General features: G+C 68.0%; 16 protein-coding genes and 1 pseudogene. 4 read left to right on the plus strand and 13 right to left on the minus strand.

Features of this window, described 5'->3' with window-relative positions; translation table 11 throughout:
- The first annotated feature begins 464 nt into the window (after positions 1-464).
- Positions 465-3,122 carry a protein kinase domain-containing protein gene (locus ACFHVL_RS26170; protein WP_416631097.1) on the plus strand — a complete coding sequence of 886 codons (2,658 nt, stop codon included), beginning with the start codon at positions 465-467 and terminating at the stop codon, positions 3,120-3,122.
- A 336-nt stretch (positions 3,123-3,458) separates the two neighbouring features.
- Positions 3,459-3,689 carry a DUF4326 domain-containing protein gene (locus tag ACFHVL_RS26175; RefSeq protein WP_416631111.1) on the plus strand — a complete coding sequence of 77 codons (231 nt, stop codon included), beginning with the start codon at positions 3,459-3,461 and terminating at the stop codon, positions 3,687-3,689.
- Here ACFHVL_RS26175 and ACFHVL_RS26180 read toward each other — a convergent pair.
- From ACFHVL_RS26180 to amcA, 11 genes are all read right to left on the minus strand, one after another.
- Entirely contained in the window at positions 3,679-4,569 is an 891-nt protein-coding gene (locus ACFHVL_RS26180; RefSeq protein WP_326555202.1) for a hypothetical protein, read from the minus strand. The genes ACFHVL_RS26175 and ACFHVL_RS26180 overlap by 11 nt on opposite strands.
- A gap of 101 nt (positions 4,570-4,670) precedes the next feature.
- Positions 4,671-5,459 (minus strand): phosphotransferase enzyme family protein, encoded by a 789-nt coding sequence (locus tag ACFHVL_RS26185; RefSeq protein WP_416631098.1) that lies wholly within the window; start codon positions 5,457-5,459, stop codon positions 4,671-4,673.
- Complete coding sequence (locus ACFHVL_RS26190) at positions 5,456-6,157, minus strand: histidine phosphatase family protein (protein WP_416631099.1); 702 nt, start codon at positions 6,155-6,157, stop codon at positions 5,456-5,458. Before ACFHVL_RS26190 ends, ACFHVL_RS26185 begins: the two co-directional genes overlap by 4 nt.
- Complete coding sequence (locus tag ACFHVL_RS26195; protein ID WP_416631100.1) at positions 6,130-6,867, minus strand: phosphotransferase; 738 nt, start codon at positions 6,865-6,867, stop codon at positions 6,130-6,132. The genes ACFHVL_RS26190 and ACFHVL_RS26195 overlap by 28 nt, the downstream gene beginning before the upstream one ends.
- The gene (locus ACFHVL_RS26200) at positions 6,864-7,679 is read right to left on the minus strand and encodes a class I SAM-dependent methyltransferase (protein WP_416631101.1); all 816 of its coding nucleotides are present in this window, start codon (positions 7,677-7,679) and stop codon (positions 6,864-6,866) included. The genes ACFHVL_RS26195 and ACFHVL_RS26200 overlap by 4 nt, the downstream gene beginning before the upstream one ends.
- 24 nt (positions 7,680-7,703) lie before the next feature.
- Positions 7,704-8,225 (minus strand): topology modulation protein, encoded by a 522-nt coding sequence (locus tag ACFHVL_RS26205; protein WP_416631102.1) that lies wholly within the window; start codon positions 8,223-8,225, stop codon positions 7,704-7,706.
- A 51-nt stretch (positions 8,226-8,276) separates the two neighbouring features.
- Entirely contained in the window at positions 8,277-9,323 is a 1,047-nt protein-coding gene (locus tag ACFHVL_RS26210) for a hypothetical protein (RefSeq protein ID WP_416631103.1), read from the minus strand.
- A complete protein-coding gene (locus tag ACFHVL_RS26215; RefSeq protein ID WP_416631104.1) occupies positions 9,305-11,041 on the minus strand; it encodes a carbamoyltransferase in 1,737 nt (578 codons plus the stop codon). Before ACFHVL_RS26215 ends, ACFHVL_RS26210 begins: the two co-directional genes overlap by 19 nt.
- The gene (locus ACFHVL_RS26220) at positions 11,038-11,985 is read right to left on the minus strand and encodes a thymidylate synthase (RefSeq protein WP_416631105.1); all 948 of its coding nucleotides are present in this window, start codon (positions 11,983-11,985) and stop codon (positions 11,038-11,040) included. Before ACFHVL_RS26220 ends, ACFHVL_RS26215 begins: the two co-directional genes overlap by 4 nt.
- Positions 11,986-12,003: 18 nt before the next feature.
- The gene (locus ACFHVL_RS26225; protein WP_416631106.1) at positions 12,004-12,975 is read right to left on the minus strand and encodes an NAD-dependent epimerase/dehydratase family protein; all 972 of its coding nucleotides are present in this window, start codon (positions 12,973-12,975) and stop codon (positions 12,004-12,006) included.
- Positions 12,972-13,157, minus strand: coding sequence for a multiple cyclophane-containing RiPP AmcA (gene amcA / locus ACFHVL_RS26230; protein WP_416631107.1), 186 nt, complete (start codon positions 13,155-13,157; stop codon positions 12,972-12,974). Before amcA ends, ACFHVL_RS26225 begins: the two co-directional genes overlap by 4 nt.
- Positions 13,158-13,642: 485 nt before the next feature.
- Here amcA and ACFHVL_RS26235 point away from each other — a divergent pair, with 485 nt between their 5' ends.
- The gene (locus ACFHVL_RS26235; protein ID WP_416631108.1) at positions 13,643-14,977 is read left to right on the plus strand and encodes an XRE family transcriptional regulator; all 1,335 of its coding nucleotides are present in this window, start codon (positions 13,643-13,645) and stop codon (positions 14,975-14,977) included.
- Here the strand turns inward: ACFHVL_RS26235 and ACFHVL_RS26240 are convergent, their stop codons facing one another.
- Both ACFHVL_RS26240 and ACFHVL_RS26245 read right to left on the minus strand, forming a co-directional pair.
- Positions 14,978-15,634, minus strand: a complete 657-nt coding sequence (locus ACFHVL_RS26240; protein WP_416631109.1) for an HAD family hydrolase — start codon at positions 15,632-15,634, stop codon at positions 14,978-14,980.
- A gap of 740 nt (positions 15,635-16,374) precedes the next feature.
- Positions 16,375-16,503 (minus strand): hypothetical protein, encoded by a 129-nt coding sequence (locus ACFHVL_RS26245; RefSeq protein ID WP_416631110.1) that lies wholly within the window; start codon positions 16,501-16,503, stop codon positions 16,375-16,377.
- 35 nt (positions 16,504-16,538) lie between these two features.
- Between ACFHVL_RS26245 and ACFHVL_RS26250 the strand changes: the two are divergent.
- Positions 16,539-16,795, plus strand: a pseudogene (locus tag ACFHVL_RS26250) (hypothetical protein); the annotation flags it as partial.

The raw sequence follows: 16,795 nt of genomic DNA on the forward strand, positions 1-16,795 counted from the left end.
CGGCTGGATCGTGCGGCACGTTCGTCCGCTGGAACCGGATGAAATCCGGCGCGACGTGGACCGGTGGGACCCGGACGGACGGGAAGCGTCGATCGACGCTGGCTCTTAATCCGCGGGTTGTAGGTTCAAGTCCTACGCGGCGTACCAGACACCAAGGCCCCGACCAGGCGTTTCCCGCCCGGTCGGGGTTTTTGTCGTACGCCGCACGGCCCACCGGGTGCTCCCCGGGCGCTCGGGAGCCGATGGACCGGGCTGGCATGGGCGGGACGGGGCGTCGCGCCACCGGATAGATGGACTCTCCACACGCCGCCACGGGCAGGCGCCCTTCCAAGGAACTCCATCAGAACGTCGGGTTCCTTGGAATCAGCGGCAAGCGTGTAGCGAGTCCACCTCGGTGACCAAGCCGGCACGCTGACGCAGAGTGGTGTGATGGACAATCTTCGCGACGCCGAGGGAGGTCGCGGGTGGCGGATGCGCATACGAATGAACTGATCGCTGCGTATGGTGCGCTCCTTGATGGCGCAGCGACTGAGCTGGATCGCGTCGACCGGCTGTCTGATCTGGTCGTAGGGGTCCTGAGCCGTTACGAGGTGAAGGCGCGTCGGTCTCGGCCGGGCGTCCTGACCTCGACCAGGACTGTCGCCGTGCCGCTGCCCTCGATGAACATTTCGATGGAGATCGCTGGTATCGATGAGCCCCTGACTGCAGCTCATGTCGCCATGGTGGGAACGCGGGCAACAGCGAGGCTGCGACCGGCAGTGCTGTCCATGCAAGGCTTCGATGCGGAGTCGGTCGAGGTAAGCGATGATGTGATGCTGCTCGATCGACACCATCTTGAGGCGATGCTTGGCGGGCTCGTCAACCCGGTAGAGCTGCTGGAAGCTGCCGCCCAACAGGCGACCTTCGAAGCTCAGCCCTACATGTCCCTGACCCGGTTCCTCACAATCCAGCAGCCGGCGCCCTGCCTACAGTTCGCGCCGCCCGATCGTGTACCTCCGCCGTGGGAACTGGTGGACAGGGTCGAGGGCGACGTGCGGGCCCGTCAAGTTCTCGGAGGCCGGCCGGGCTGGCCGGAGATGACGGGCATGGCGGTCATAGATGACCGGAGGTTGCTGCTCACCACTGCGGATGGGTTGATTGAGGTTGATGTACGGCGTGGTACCGGAACCTGGTTCCTGGCGATGCGAGGGCTACGCGGTTCCCCTCTCGTGCGGGGGGACGGGTCGGTGCTGGTGATCTGTCATGACACCGTCATCGCTTACTGCGACGAGAAGGTTGTCCCGATCGCCGGTGGTCTCCGCGGCGCTGTTGGCCTGTGTGCGGATCGTGAGGGCGATGCGTGGGTGTTGTCGGGGACCGGCGTGGAGTTTGGCGAGGGCTCCGTCACACTGTCGCTGACGCGCGTCGGAGACCAGTTCGGTCGGCAGCAAACGTACGCGGTCGGCTTCAACGCGAGCGTTCACGGCGTGACGTGGCTGCATGGCCGTAGCTTCTATCTGGCGGCCGGCGGCAACAGTGGTGTCGTTGATCTCTGCCGCAGCAGCGCCGTGCGGTCTGTCGACCAGGTCAGATCGGAGCAGTCGTACCCCAACCACGTGATCGCGCTGAACGCCTGGACGGTTCTCACCGGATCGGCAAGTGGCAGTGGCGTGGGCGTAACGATCTTTCGCACCGAGGTTCTCGGCCGGAGTACCGAACTGCTGGCGCGGTTGCGCCTGAACAAGATTCAGGGCATGGCAGTGGCCCTAAGCAGGTATGTCTACATCCTCGGCGACGTCCGCGGCAACGATCTTCAGCTTCCTCGACCGGTGATCCTCAAAGCGACGCTTCCACACCAGGCCCAGCCTGCCGAGGTAGGCATGGCGACGCCCCTTCATCAGCTACGGTTGGCGGCTAGAGGGGAACGGCGCGACTACGCTCTGGATCCCAAACCAATTGCCGACGGTGGGCAGGCGGTGGTCTTCAGCGCTCGGCACCGCGCGAGCGGTGCCCGGGTAGCGTTCAAGAGGCTGAAGATTAAGAATTCGGAGAACGTCGCGCGCATGCGTCGCGAGGTCGAGGCAGGGCAACGCTTCGGCGATAACGCTCACGTCGTACCGGTCCTTGACTTCGACCCAGCCGCCGGTTGGCTCCTAATGCCCCTGGCATCGGATACTGCGGCCGAGACCCTCGACGAGTTTGAGAGTCCGCTGGGTCTTCTCGAACTCGTCAATGCGATTTGCGAGGGCCTTCGGCAGCCACACAAGGATGGTTGGGTTCACCGTGATCTGAAGCCGGCCAACATCTTGAGGATCGACGGAATCTGGGCCGTCGCCGATTGGGGACTGGGTCGACGGCCGCGGGGCCGGACCAGTCATCCCGGGCGCACCCAGGTCGGCGTGCTTTACGGCACCGAGGGCTTCGCCGCGCCGGAGTTGTCCGACGATGCCCACGGAGCCGGCCCGCAAGCCGACATCTACAGCCTCGGACAGCTCATCGGCTGGGCTTGCACGAAGCAGTGGCCGCGAGCCAACCGGCCGCTGATACCAGTGGAGACATCCTGGCAGACCGTGGTCGAGGTGATGACTCGCGACGACCCGACCCAGCGACCGGCTACGGTCGACGATGTCCTGGCGCTGGTGACCTCTGTCGTGGCAGACATCGGCAACTTGCAGGCGGCTCCAGAACTCGAGCCGTCAGTCCATGGTCCCCTCATCGTCGCCATAGAGCCGGAGCGCCAGCCTGCGGCACAACAGGTGCTCACACCGGTCCCGGTTCTCGACTCATCTGTCGAGCCGATGGTCGTAAAGGGTTTGCTGGGACGTGTGGAGTTCGACGGCCACGTCGTCACAATCGTCAAGGACGGCTTTGGTCCTCAGATGAAGGGTCGTCGCGCCGTAACTATCGATCATATCGACGCGGTCGTTGTTAAACCTGCTACACGCTGGAACCACGGCTATATCCAGATTATTGTCGATGGCCAGTCGCCGGTGCCCGAGCAACGCGGCTTATTCCTTGGCGGCCGGCCGCATATGGAAGACTCGCTGTCGACGTCCTTCCGGTGCCGGACCAACGAAGAGATCAGTCGATTGAAGGAGTCCATTGAGGCGGCCATCGGGCGTGAGCGGACCGTCCAACGGTGAGCGCGCCAGCCGTGGTGCTGAGGAAGCAGCGAAGCTGTGGACCACTGTCAGCGGCGCTCCAGGTAAGCGGGCTGGATCATCGGCGGATACCCGGAAGCCGCTGGATTCGGTTGGCGTGGCCTGGACGCGTTGTCGTTTCCGTGGACGCCCACTCGTCGTTATCCTTCAGGGCCCTTCGTGTTGATCGGGGCATCCGGTCCCGAACCAGGCGTTGATGCGCTCCCTTCGAGCATCCACGCGGAGTCCGTCGTTGGCGATTACGCTGGCGCCGTGGGGAGACAGTCACGGGTTCGCGTGCAGGGGGACCTCTATCACCCGGTGGTGCCGGCCGGTGCCGTGTATGTGGGGCGGCAGGGGTTCGGGTTGCGGCGTTCTCCTTGGGCCAATCCGTTCAGCATGCGGAAACATGATCGGGCGGAGGCGCTGCGCCTGTATCGGCAGTGGCTTGTGGGGCAGCCGGAGCTTGTCGAGCGGGCGCGGCGGGATCTCGCCGGTAGGCAGTTGGCGTGCTGGTGTCGTGTGGAGGATGCCTGTCATGCGGATGTGTTGACCGAGATCATCGGTTGACGCGTAGCCGGTACCGTCCGGTGGGTCGTTTGGGTGCGTAGACACCGCCAATGCTGAAGGACTGTGGCCTTGCCGCTTGGTTGCCGACGTAGAACGCCACGTCGCGGTCGGCGGCGCAGAGCTGGGTGAGGAACTTGTGCCTGAGCTGATCCGCAGCCTCCGCGTCGGTGAGCTGCGTCAGGCGACGTTGCAGGGCGACAAATTCCCAGTCCCAGAGTGTCTGCTGGTGCCCACGGCATTGGCGGTCTGCGCACCGGAAGCGGTAGGTGCCGGTGAATCGCGGTGCCTCAAGAGGGCTGCGCTGAGATGGCTCCAGCAGGTCGAGCTGGTTGAGGTAGCCGGCGATCTTCCTGCGGTCCTCTGGCGACCAGCCGTCACGTCGTTTGACCTGTAGGTCCGAGATATCGGCGGCGCGGACCAGTGCGATCGATCGTGCCCTGGGGTCGTCGCGGGCCTGCTTGTTGAGCTGGCACATGGAGTCCTCGATGAGTGGATCAAGGAGATTGCGGCGGGGCTGCCAGTTGGCAAGGTGTCGCTCGGTGGTGATGGTGTCTACGATCGGCTTCCAGCTCTCGCGCCGCTGGTCCTGCCGGGCTGGCAGCGCGTCGAGGTGGACGATGTCGTACTTGCGGAACTTGCTGTCGTCGGCCAACTCCCGAAAGTGGACCGGGTAGAGCCGAATCCAGCCCGTCCAGGGAGCGTCCAGGCCGAGCGCGCCGACGCAGACAGTCTCCCCGTAGCGGGCGGAGGGGTTAGGTGCCGCCTTCACGGTGATCAGGAGGCGGAGTGTTGCTGGTCGGGTGAGTACCGGCTTCGGTGGTGGCTGTTGGCCGGTGCTTGGTCCCCACAAAGGAAGTTGTTCCAACGGAACCACCAACATCGCTCAATGTGGCTGCCTGCACACTTCGCGCTACATAGATAGTTTTGCATTTAGATCGATGGGACGCCAGCCATCTGCGACGATCTAACCGTTGCCTGCGGTCATCTGAGGGTTGTACTGCCCAAAGCCGTCAGGGCATCGAGGTGCGCGCAGTGTTCTAGGACCTCGCGGTCGAGGGTGCAGGGGTGGCCGTACTCGTCGAGGAAGCTGTCGCGTAGGTCGGGGCGGTGCGGCCAGACGCGGGTGGCGAGGCGTACGAGGTCGCGGGCCGGCAGGTCGTAGCGGCAGTGTTCGAAATCGATCAGGCGGACGATGCCGTCGTGACCGTAGATCATGTTGCGGGGCATGAAGTCGAGATGGCAGGGGACGGTCGGTAGCGGGGCGAGGTCTTGGAGGGCGCGCATGTGGGCGCGTACCTCGGTGCGGTAGCTGGGGGTGGTCCGGTCTGCGGCTTGGTGGAGCCAGTGCTCGGCGCGTTCGGCGAGCCAGGCTGTCCAGTCGGGCTCCGGGCGTTGTGGCCCGGCGGCGTGGAGCGTCTTGAGTAGCCGCCCTGCCTGCCGGTACGCGTCCTGCTCGGCTTCGGGGGCGAGTGTTCGTTGGCTGAGCGGGACACCTGGCACGGCGGTGATGACGATCGTTGGCGGTTGCTCAGCCGCCGCGAGTAGGCGGGGTGCCTGGTCGTGGAGGGCCGCTGGGACCCAGGTCCGGTAAGCGTGAACCTCCTGCATGTGCCGTTCCTGGCTACGGTGTTGCTTCACCATGACTTCCCCGTGGTTGGCGGTCGAGGCGCGGAGCACCTGGGTGCCGGCGTGGCCCGGGTGCCAGGCCACGGGGACGGCGTCGGTATCGAGAAGGCGCCGGCAGAGTTCAAGGAGGTCGGTGCTGCTCACCGAATGGGTCCGAGGTGCCGGGTGTCGTTGTGCGCGACGAGCTGCCAGATGGTGCGGCCGAACCGGTTGGTCGGCCGCTGCCATCGGGTGACGGAGGCGTGGTCGGTGACGAAGCCGAGCCGTAGGCAGGCGTTCCGGGGGAGCGCGAGGAGCAGGTTGTTGGCGGCCTCGATGGTTTCTCCGTGAGCGGCGATGAGGATGCGCTCGCCGTTGTGCCGGGCGAGGATCTTCTGGAGGGCTTTGGTGGCGCGGTCGAGGTACTCGTTCCATGCCTCGGAGCCGTGGGCGTACGGGATGTCGGGAGCGTGTTGGGGCGGACCCTGAAAGGCGGTCTTGACGTCTGCCCACGGGCGGCCGTCGGCCTCGCCGTGGTCGGGTCCGCGAAGTTGCGGCTCGGCGGTGGGCGGTAGGCGGAGGGCCTGCGTGATGATCTCGGCGGTTTGAACCACCCGGAGTCGGGGCGTGGAGTAGAAAACCGCGAACGGGCGGGCTGCGTGTTCGGCGGCAAGCCGGGCAGCGAGCTGGCCGACTTGGCGGCGGCCTCGGTCGGTCAGGCCGGTGCAGCCGTGTTCGCCGCCCACGATTCCGGCGACGTTGCAGGCGGCCTCGCCGTGGCGGGCGATGACGAGTTCGGTGGTCTGGGCCATTGGCGGGACTCCTTCGGGGATGGTCAGGTTGACGCGAACGGGTTGGGCCATGGCCGCACGGTGGGCCACGGGTGTCGGTAGCCGTTGGTGCCGAGGTAGCGCAGCGTCAGGAGATGGTGAAGTTCGGCGTACTGCCGCAGCTCGTCCCTGCCGCAACGGATCGGTGAGATCGCGGCCCGGTAGGCGTCGATGCAGTCCGTGAGGAGCCGCTGGTCGAGGCTGCCGTAGGTGAGGGAAGCGGTGACGATTAGGCCGGCCAGGTCGTAGCCGAAGGGGGCGAGGGTGAGGTCGTCGAAGTCGACGACCGCGATGTCCTCTCCCTCGACGAGGTAGTTGCGGATGTTCGGGTCCTTGTAGAAGGCCACCGGCAGGTCAACCCGGCCGAGGACCGCATCGAGCGCGGCCAGGTCGATACCCGTGACGCGGGCGGCACGGCGCAGCGCCTTCCGGCGCGGGCTGGCGAAGTCGGGGAGCGCCAGTCCGGTCGACGTGCTGTGGAATTGGTCGAGGCGTGCGGAGCACAGTTCTCTCCGGTGCGCGGCGTCGTGCAGCTGGCCGAGTGTTGCCGCGACTCGGGGCAGGTCCGCTACCTGGGGTGTCCGGCCTGGCAGGCGTTCGAAGACCAGGTGGCGAGGTGCGCGCGTGACTAGGTGCGGAAGATGGACTCCCGATTGCAGCCCGGCGAGCCAGTCGTGGTGGGCGGCAGCTGCCGAGCAGCGCTGCGGGTCGTCGTACCGCTTGGTGAAGAGATTGTTGGTCACGACCGGGCCGCCAGGGCGTAGCTGACGGTGGAGCGGGTCAGATACGGCGGCGCTGGTAGCCGCGCCTGGAGGATCGCGGCGAGGTCAGCTGGTCCACCGTCCGGGCGGATCTGGTACTTCGGGGTTGTGGCCAGGTATCGGGCGAGGTGAGAGGCGTCGGCGAACTCGAAGACATGCTCCTCATGCAGGACGTCGAGCACGGTGAGGTGCACGGCGGCGATGTCGAGCAGGTTGCCGCTGTGAAAGCTCTCGTAGAGGCTTGGCCGGCGGATGGCGTCGGGGTCCAGGTGGGCGGCGTGGACGAGTTGGTCGAGTTCGGTGTAGCTGTCCAGCGACTTGGTCACCAGGACGGCGACACCTCCGGGGCGGAGGCAGCGGGCGATTTCCGCGACGGCGGTGGCCGGTGTGGCCGAGTGATAGAGGCAGAAGGCGGCTACGGCTGCGTCGGCCACTGCATCGGGCAGCGGCAGGTGGTGGAAGTTGGCGCAGACCGTCGAGCCGATCTCGTCGGCCTCGTGCAGCCGTGTCCGGACGGTGTCCAGTAGTGCGATCGAGGCGTCAACCGCGATGAGGCGTCGAGGGCGGAGACGGGCGGCGATGCGAAGCGTGCTGGTGCCCCGTCCGCAGCCGAGGTCGAGCACCACGGCACCGGGTGTGGTCCGCCTGGCGAGCAGGTCGGCGATGACTTCGGCGGCGTCCCGTCCGGCGATTTTGGCTTCGCGAAGCGCGCGGGTGCGGTCCGCGAGCCGATCGTTGGCCCGGTAGAGGTCGCCGTGGACCAGAGCGGGATCGAGGAATGGGTTAGCCGACATCGGTCCCCGCGCGTCCGGTCCGGCTCAGGTCATTGGTTGGGCTTGTCGTCGGAGCCGCTCGACCAGTTGGTTGGCTTGCCGGCGGCTGGTGAGTGAGATGAGCCGGACGTGCGGCCCGTGTTCTCGGATGAGGTTCTGGACGCGGGGCCGCATGGCGCGTCGGTAGCCGAGGATGTAGCGGACGAAGTTCCAGGTGATCCGGTCGTATACGCCGTCGGTCTGATGTTGGCCGCCCCGGTAGCGGCGGCGTCGCTGGGCGATGCCCCAGAGGCAGGTAGCGGCGGGTAGGTCGAGGAAGATCACGGTGTCGGCGGCGGCGAGCCGGATCGGCAGGGTGCCGGCGTAGTTGCCTTCGATGATCCATCGTTCGCGGGTGACGAGTTTTTCCTGCTTGCCAGCGAACTCGTGTTGCGGGAGCGGGTTCCACTGTTCGTCGTAGTAGATCGCGTCGAGGTGGGTCAGCGGCGCGTCGAGGACCTGGGCGAGCTGCCGGGCGATCGTCGACTTGCCGCTGCCGCCGCAGCCGATGATGGCGATCCTGTCCATGGTCCTCCAGCGTAGGGGTGGTGCGGGGTAAGGCCGGGCGGACACGGCGGGTCATGACGGCACCGGATCCGGATGGGGTAGGAGACGCTCGAGTACGCCGAGTTGGGCGGAGAGCCGAAACGGGGCGAGGCGGCGCAGACAGTCGGCGATCAGGTTGGCGTGGTCGTTGGTGCCGGCGATCTCGGCGAGCCAGCCGATCCGGTGCCGTACGTTGGTGGCGTGCCTGACGTGCAGGCTTGGCGGTACAAGTGCGGCGGCACCGCGGACAGTGCCGGGCAGGAGCGGAACGCAGCCGGCGAGGACCGCTTCGAAGATCCGTTGGGTGATCTGACCTGCCTCGGCGTAGCGGTCGGGAAGCAGCAGCACGGTGGCGAGCGCGTCGGCGTGGATTTCGGCGACCTGCGGGAACGCGACCCGGCCGATGAAGTTGAGACCGGGCCAGCGGCGGGTGTCGGTCCACTTCCCGGCGATCAGGTGCGGCAGGTGCGCGGCGGCGGGGGCGAAGAAGGTGTCGAAGGCGTCGTCGCGGTCGTACTGGTTGCCGACGTAGACCAGCGGCGTCGACCGGTGCCGGGCGGCCAGCCTGCCCGGGTCGGCGGTGTCGAGGGCCGTGTCGGCGACGGGGAAGAGTAGTGTCGTCGCGCCAGGGCTCGGGCGCAGGGCTGGTTCGCAGATGGTGACGTTGCTGGTCCGGCGCAGCGGGTCCGTCGGGTCGAGCCGCCGGTCCTTGTCCCAGAGGATCGTCGGGGTGCTGAGTCGGCGGGTGTAGTGGGCGACGAGTTCGGACTGGCGGTGCAGATCGCAGGTGTGTCCGGGCCGGCCGCACGGGGTGGTGTTGCGGCCGGGGATGGGCCAGCGCCATTCGAGGAACAACGCATCGAGGTCGGGCGTGCCGACGTCCCACCGGTAGCTGTCGGTGAGGTCGAGACCGGCGTCGCAGAGGTCGCGGCTGGGCTGGAGGAACACGATGTCGTGTCCGGCCTGGCGGAGCCCGTCGACCAGGGTGCGGCGGTGGCTCCGTCCGCCGTCGGGGGTGTCGACGACGCCGGGGCCGAGGAATCCCCAGAAGCTGTACCCGATCAGCACTTCGTCACCCACCAGCCCTCGATGAACAGGGCGTCCAGGCCGGTCTCGGCGAGGCAGTCCAGCGCCATGTCCGGGGTGCCGCAGATCGGTTTGCCCTTGATGTTCAACGAGGTATTGATCAGCACTGGGTGTCCGGTGATGTCGCCGAACGCGGCCAGCACGCTTGCGAGGAACGGGTGCTGGGCGCGGGTCACCGTCTGGACCCGCGCGGTGCCGTTGCCGTGCACGATCGCGGGCAGGTGGGTCCGGGTCAGGTCGGTGACCGGTGCGGCGATGGACATGAACGGCGAGGGTTGGCGGAGCCGGACGTAGTCGGTGGCCTTGTCGGCGAGGATCACCGGGGCGAACGGGCGGAACGGTTCGCGGAACTTCACCGTCCCGTTCAACCGATCTACGACCTCGTGTGCGAAGGGCGAGGCGAGGATGGACCGGTTGCCCAGCGCGCGTGGCCCGGCCTCGAGTGGGCCGGTGAAGAGTCCGACGATCGCGCCGTCGGCGAGCTGCCGGGCGAGATGCTGGACCGGGTCGGTCGGGCGTGTGGCGGTCAGACCGGGTCGCGGTGCGGTGGGAAGGGCCAGATCGGGGTACGCCGGGCCAAGGTAGCAGCGTCCGTCGATGCCTGACGCGGCGCTACCGGTGGCGTCGAGCCAGACTGCTGCGGCGGCACCGATGGCGGTGCCCGAGTCACCAGGCGCGGGCGGGATGTGAACGTCGTCGACAATGCCGGCCTGGGCGATCAGTCCGGCGGCGACGCAGTTCATCGCGACGCCGCCGCCGAGGCAGAGCAGACCGGAGCCGGTCAGCCGGCTGGCCCGCCGGGCCAGGTGCAGCATGACCTGCTCGGTGCGTTCCTGCAGGGCGGCGGCGAGGTCGGCGTGCACTGGTTCGACCGGTGCGTCAGATGGGCGTGGCGGGCAGCTGGCGGCGGTGAACGCCGCGCTCGTCCGGCCGTATCGGTGGGACAGGACCCGCAGCGGCAACAGCCCTGGGTGGAGGGCGAAGCCGTCCGTGGTCAGCGCAATCGCTCGGGACATCAGGTCACGGAAGCGCGCCGGTTCACCGAGGGCGGCCAACGCCATGACGGTGCCCTCCTCGTCGCCGCGCCGCCAGCCGAGGTGCTCGGTCACGGCACCGTACGCGTAGCCGAGCGACGCCGGATCCTTGACGGCAGCGGCCAGGCGCAGCTGCAAGGGCTGCACGTTGCGGTGCGTGGCGTGCCAGATCGTGGTGGTGTGCAGCTCGCCGAGGCTGTCCACGACCAGGACCGCCGCATCGTCCACGCCGGCGGACAGGAACGCGTAGAGGGCGTGTGCGCGGTGGTGTAGCACGGGGACGACCTCGGCGAGCGGGAAGCGCCGGGCCAGGTCACGCATCCGTGCCTGGTATCGGCGGTACACCGTGAGGAAACCGCCTGAGCGGGCAACGGCGCGGCTTCGGGTCGCGGCGTGCGCCAGCTGCCCCGGAAGTTGGCCGAGCGCCGAAAGGTAGCGGCGACCGTCGAAGTTGTAGGCCACTGTCGTCACGTCGTTCGCGGTCAGCCCTGCTGCGCGGAGGAGCCAGGCGACGGCGTTGGCCGGGTACGCCTTGCTGTGCTTGACCCCGTCGAGGCGTTCCTCTTCGGCGAAGCCGACCAGGCGGCCGTTGACCAGCAGCGCCGCGGCCGAGTCGTGCGTGTAGGCGCAGAGCCCGAGCACGACCTCGGCACCACGTGGCGACCGGCGCGTGATCATCCTTGTCCCCCGAGGCCGTGTGAGGCGAGGTGGTCGTACCAGTTCGACAGGGCGACGCCGAGTGGACCGGGGGTGTCTGCGGCGAGCTTGCGTGCCTGGTCGCGCTCGCCTGCCTTCCACGCGCGGTAGCTGGTGAGGGTCCGGCCGAACGCATCCCAGGTGGGGCCATCGGCAGGGCTGCTCTCGCCGGAGATCACGCGTCGGAGCAGGGCATCGAGATCAGGCCAGGGCACGACGGCCGGCTCCAGCTCCACCGTGCCCGCCGCTCCGTGCAGGGAGGCGGCGGCCGGCTCCGCATCGTGGGCATAGAGGTGCAGCGAGTCGACGTGGTGGTGATACTCGCCCAGCTCGACGCCGAGCCAGCCGGCCATCAACTCCTGGATCAACGTCGTGGTGAAGATGTCGTACGGGAACCCGAGCCACAGGTCCTGGCTGCGCATACTGGTGTGCATGATCAAACGGCCACGCCGTACGAAGAACCGGTAGCCCAGGGTGCATGGCACATCGCGGTAGCCGAGATGATCCCGGGACGGGTCGTACAGCTGGACCACCCCTCGCCGGGAATCCCGGTCGTGCTGCAGCTGGCGCCGGACCGCGTCGAGCTGGTCGACCTGGCCGCCCCACCGGCGCAGCCGTGGGCCGTACGCGCCGCGCAGCACGCCGTCGTCCGCGTACCTCCGCAGCCGGTCGTTGTAGTCGAAGATCCACGGGGAGTCGGTGCCGGAGAGGATCCACAGTGCCTCCGCGACCGCGAAGGCAGGGTTGATCACCCGGGCGGGCGGCACGTCGACGAGCCGCCGGCGCGGGTCGGTAAGGCACAGGTGCGCTCCGACCACCTCAGTCGTGGTCAGGTCGCGGGGGTATGCAGTCCGGCCGTTGATGAGTACGGCCTGGCAGGCGACGGTGAACAACTCACTCGCCGAGTCCGCCGTCAACACGATCATCGGAACTCCTTCGAGGCATCAGGACGTGAACGCGGCTAGCCGGTCACGAGAGAGGTTGACCAGCCAGGCCGCCTGGCGGGTGAGCCCTTCCGACAGGCCGACAGTGGGCCGATAGCCGAGCAGCCGCCCGGCGCGGGTCAGATCGGCGGCGGTCGAGGGGACATCACCCGGCTGGGCGTCCACGACCTTCGTCGGCACCTGCCGACCGGTCACCCGGGTCGCCTCGTCGATCACCGCTAGCATCGAGACGCTCGCGCCGCCGCCGACGTTCACCACCGCGGCCTGGGCGTCGAGGTATCCGGCGGCGAGGGTCGCCGAGACGACGTCGCTGACGTAGGTGAACTCGCGGCGTTGGCTGCCGTCGCCGAACAGGGTGACCGGGAAGCCGGTGTAGGCGGCGAACAGGACCCTTCCGATGGCCATGTCGGGTCGCTGCCGAGGCCCGTACACCGTGAAGTAGCGCAACGCCACGACGCTGAGCGGGCTGTGGGCTCGTCGGGCGTAGGCGAGACACAGCTGCTCGGCGGCGAGCTTGCTCACTCCGTAGGGGGAGACCGGGCAGGTCGGGTCGCTTTCGCGGCTGGGTCGGTCGGCGGGACCGTAGACGCTCGACGACGAGGCGACAACCAGCCGCCGGGTGCCGTGGCGGGCGCAGGCATCGAGCAACCGGTGTGTGCCGAGCACGTTCGCTTGGGCGTAGTCCAGGAACTCGCGGCTCCACGACGGCCGTACACCTGGCCGCGCGGCGAGATGGAAGACGGTGTCGCAGCCGGCCACCACGTCGTCCAACTGGTCAACGGCGAGATCCAGGCAGTACGGCGTGAACAGCGGACTGGCGACGGCCCGGACCAGGTTCTCGTCCGCGAGGGCATGCTCACCGAGCCTCCGCCGATCCAGGCCGACGACCCTGACTCCGCTGCCCAGCAGCGAGTCGACCAGGTGCGAGCCGATGAAGCCGGCCGCTCCGGTGACCAGAACGCGGGACATCATCGGCGTCGTTCCTTCCGCGCGTTCTGTTCGAACAGCCGCTGCCAGACGTGGGTGAACAGCGGAGGGTCGGTTCGGGATGTGGCGATGCGATCGCCCGCGATCGCCCCGCCGCCGTTGCCTGATCTGACGGTGCCGTCGACAGTTGCTGTCGTTGTGGCGTTGCGGGAGAGGTAGAGCGTCATCGCAGTCCCGCCCCTGACCTGTCGGTGCTGCACCGGGGTCGGGGGAGCGCGTTACTGGGCCTGCAGTGTTGGTCGCCGAAGTGGCGGACCCGCCGCGATGCCGGCGGGTCCGCCACCGCGAGGGGGCGGCTGGGAGCACCCCGCCGGTCACCCACCCGCGCAGCCCCAGTGGCGGTACGCGGGTTAGGAATCAATTTCACGGAACCGAAACCGACCGCCGTGGCGGCAGTCCGGTCCTGCCGAGGTAACGCGTTCTCGAATCTGATCGATGTGTCCACCATGAACCTCATGCCGTTGACGGATCGGGTCGGTGAGCATCGGGGGGCGCCGGGGAGCGGCGTCATTCGATGCTCGGCATTAGCGAACCGTCTACAGGCGGTGACCGGTACCGTCCGCTACCCGTCCAATCGCGACCAGGTAGTGACGACCCGTAGCCGCAGTGGCTAGCGTGATCCATGTCGACAGGTGAAGCCCGGAGGTACGTGATGGCGGGACGGCGCTACCCCCCGAACCGGCGGCTCGCGTGGGAAAGGCTTCAACGCGGCTGGTCTTACGAGGAGATCACCGAGCACATCCGCGCCGAGGTGAGCCGTGCTGGCGAGACCGACACCGGGCTCAACGCCAACACTGTCCGACGCTGGGAGATCGGCGAGCGGTGGCCCGACCCGCGTTACCGCAAGCATCTGGTCGCGATCCTCGGCAAGCCGGCAAGTGATCTCGGTCTGCTCACCCCGGACGAGCTGGCCGTGCGCCCGGACGCGGAGACACTGCACGAGTTCAGGAGGTTGTGGGAGATGCTTACCGGAGACGACAACAGCAACGGATGGGACCGCGCATCGGTACTACGCGCGCTCGTCGGCGCCAGCATGCTGTCCCTGGTCGCGCCCCTGCTGTCCCTCGATCCGGACGCCGCAAGCGCTGACGGCAGGACCGTCGACCCCGACTCGTACCAGCAGATCGTGCGCTGCCAGCGTGAGCTGTACTGGACGATCCCGGCCCGGCCGCTCTACGAGGCCGCCTACGCCCACACCCAGCTCGGCGTCGGTCTCCTGCGTGCGGCCGCCACCGGTACCAGCCGGGCCAGTCTCGCCAGCGCCCTCGCGGAATCCGCGCTGCTCACCGCCCGGCTCGCCTTCTTCGACCTCAGCCAACCCGCCGTCGCCGAACGCTGCTACGACGTCGCCCTCGCCGCCACCCGTGAGGCCGGCGACCACGCCCTGGCCGCCGCCGTCCTCGGTCACATGGCGTTCATCCCCGCCTTCGGCCAGCAACCGGCCAACGCCCGCCCGCTGATCGATGCTGCTCTGCAACACACCTGGCACGGCGTCAGCCCCAGGGTCCGCTCCTGGCTGCACTGCGTGGCCTCGGAGGTCGAGGCCCGTGCCGGAGCGGCGGCGGCCAGCCGCCACCACATCGACCTTGCCGCCGGCGCGGTCGACGGCGACTCCACGCCACCTGAGTGGCTCGACTTCTACGACAACGGCCGCCTGCATTCGTTCGCCGGGTACGCCGCCCTCGCCAGCGGCGACCACGGCGAAGCCGCCGCACGGCTCAATCAGGCGCTCGCCACGCTCCCCGGCACCAGCGCCAAGCAGCGCAGCGTTGTCCTCGCTGACCTCGCGACCGCGCATGGTGGTGACGGCGACCGCGTCGCCGACTACCTCAACCAGGCCGTCGACGCCCTACACACCGACTGGTACGGCACCGGTCTCGACCGGGTCCGCGCCGTCCGTCCGACGCTCGGCGACAGCCGACACGGCGCACTGCTCGATGAACGCGTCGCCGCTCTCACCGCCGGCCGGGCCGGGCTCTCGGGATAGTCAGCGAGCTGACTCGTTGTGCTTGCGGACGAGGTCGGGTAGCTCTGCCAGTGAGTCGAGCTGGAACAGGCAGCGGTCGATGATCGTCTGGTCGTCGAGGATGTGCCCCCACGGGCCGCGACGGATCAGGGCGGTCGCGATCCCTGCCTGCTGCGCGGGCCGGATGTCGTTGTCCAACCGATCCCCTACATAGAGCACCTGGTCAGCCTGGCAACCTGCTTCGGTGACCACCCGGTCGAAGAACGCGGCGGACGGTTTCTCTACGCCCCAGCCGTCCGAGGTGCCGATGATGTCCACCGGTAGGTCGAGGGCCCGCAGGATTGTCTCTGCTCGCGCTGTCTGGTTACCGGCCAGGCCGACCTGTAGCCCTGACTCGCGCAGCGCCGCCAGGCACGGCCGGGCGTCCGGGTACAGGTCCTCCTCGGTGAAGGACTCCGGCTGCCCCGCCGCCGTCCGGCGTTGCCGCTCCTCGGCGAGGTCGAACCCCGGCTGGAACACCTGGAATGTCTCCCGGTAGTCGAGGCCGCGTGCGATCACCGCTCCGAAGGCGGCGGAGAAGGTGTGGCGCGGTACGCCGAGCCAGTCCGCCCAAGTCCCGTACTCACGGGACTCGTCGACGATGGTCTCGCCCACATCGAAGAACACGCTCGCGATCACCTGGCGATTGTGCCCGGCGCGTCCAGCCGGATCAACGTGCACTGCAAATCGAACCAGCAGCGCGCCGATAGGGTGCGGCAAATGGGTGTCGGTGCTCCGCGGGCAATGTGGCGGCACCGGTTCATCATCGAGAACATCTTCTACCTGTCCCGAGGGCCGACCTCACGGGCGCTGCGGCTGACATCCACGAGACCGCGCGACTCGGCTGGGTCCCGCTGGCCGAAGTAGAGCATCGGTTCCACGCCGGGGGAGAACTCCTGCACCGTCGGCAGCCCGGCGTACGGTGTGGGGCGTGAGGTGGTGGCCAGACGCGAGACTCTGGACCATCGATTGCTTGACCATGGTCTGACGAACCGGAACTCGCGATCGCTTGTAGATTTTCGACGGTCTCGGGGGTGGCCGCGGTTCCAGCGATTCCGCCGGATCGACCGGCCGGAACTCCTCGGGTGCCACTGCGCGCCGTAGCCCGGCAGCCCGGTTCGTGGTCCGCCGGTGCCCTGGTCACGCCCCTCGCGCCCCGTTGCCGGCGCGGCTGCCGAACCGACGACATCGGCGCCCTGCTGCACCGGCTCACCTTCGAACCCCTACGGGCCGCCCCGCCGGGTCCGTGAACGCGACGGCATGATTGCCGGGAAGGCCGACCTTGTCAGATCGATGCCCATCGACAAAGTTCCTTGCAATGATCTGTGTCGGTTGACATCATGGCTCTGAATGCACGCGGTGTGGACGGACAGCGCGGATCACGCGTGGCCGAGGGCAACGGCCCGCAACCAGCCAGCTTTGATCGTGTCGTAGCAGGAGGCGAGCAAACGGCGGTCGTCCGCCTTGCGGTCGGTCAGTCCCAGGCGTCCGGCTACGTGAGTTGTCATCGCCTACATGACAGGGATGACAGAGAGGAAGCCGAATGTTTTCCGTGCATCGTGGCGGAACCCGAACCTCCCGGCTCCGCCGTGCGGCCATCGTGGCCACCGCGTTCGCCGTCACCTCCACTTCGGCCCTGTTCATCGCCACCAAGGCCGAGGCGGCAGCCGGTTGCCGGGTCACCTACACCATCTCCAGTCAGTGGCCCGGCGGTTTTGGCGCCAACATCGACCCTGATGGCTTATTCGGCCGTGTACCCGTCTCCTTTGGTGGGTCAGTAGGGTTGTGTGGTCATGTCGA

The organism is Micromonospora sp. LOL_023, assembly GCF_048060115.1.
Classification (GTDB): Bacteria; Actinomycetota; Actinomycetes; order Mycobacteriales; family Micromonosporaceae; genus Micromonospora_E.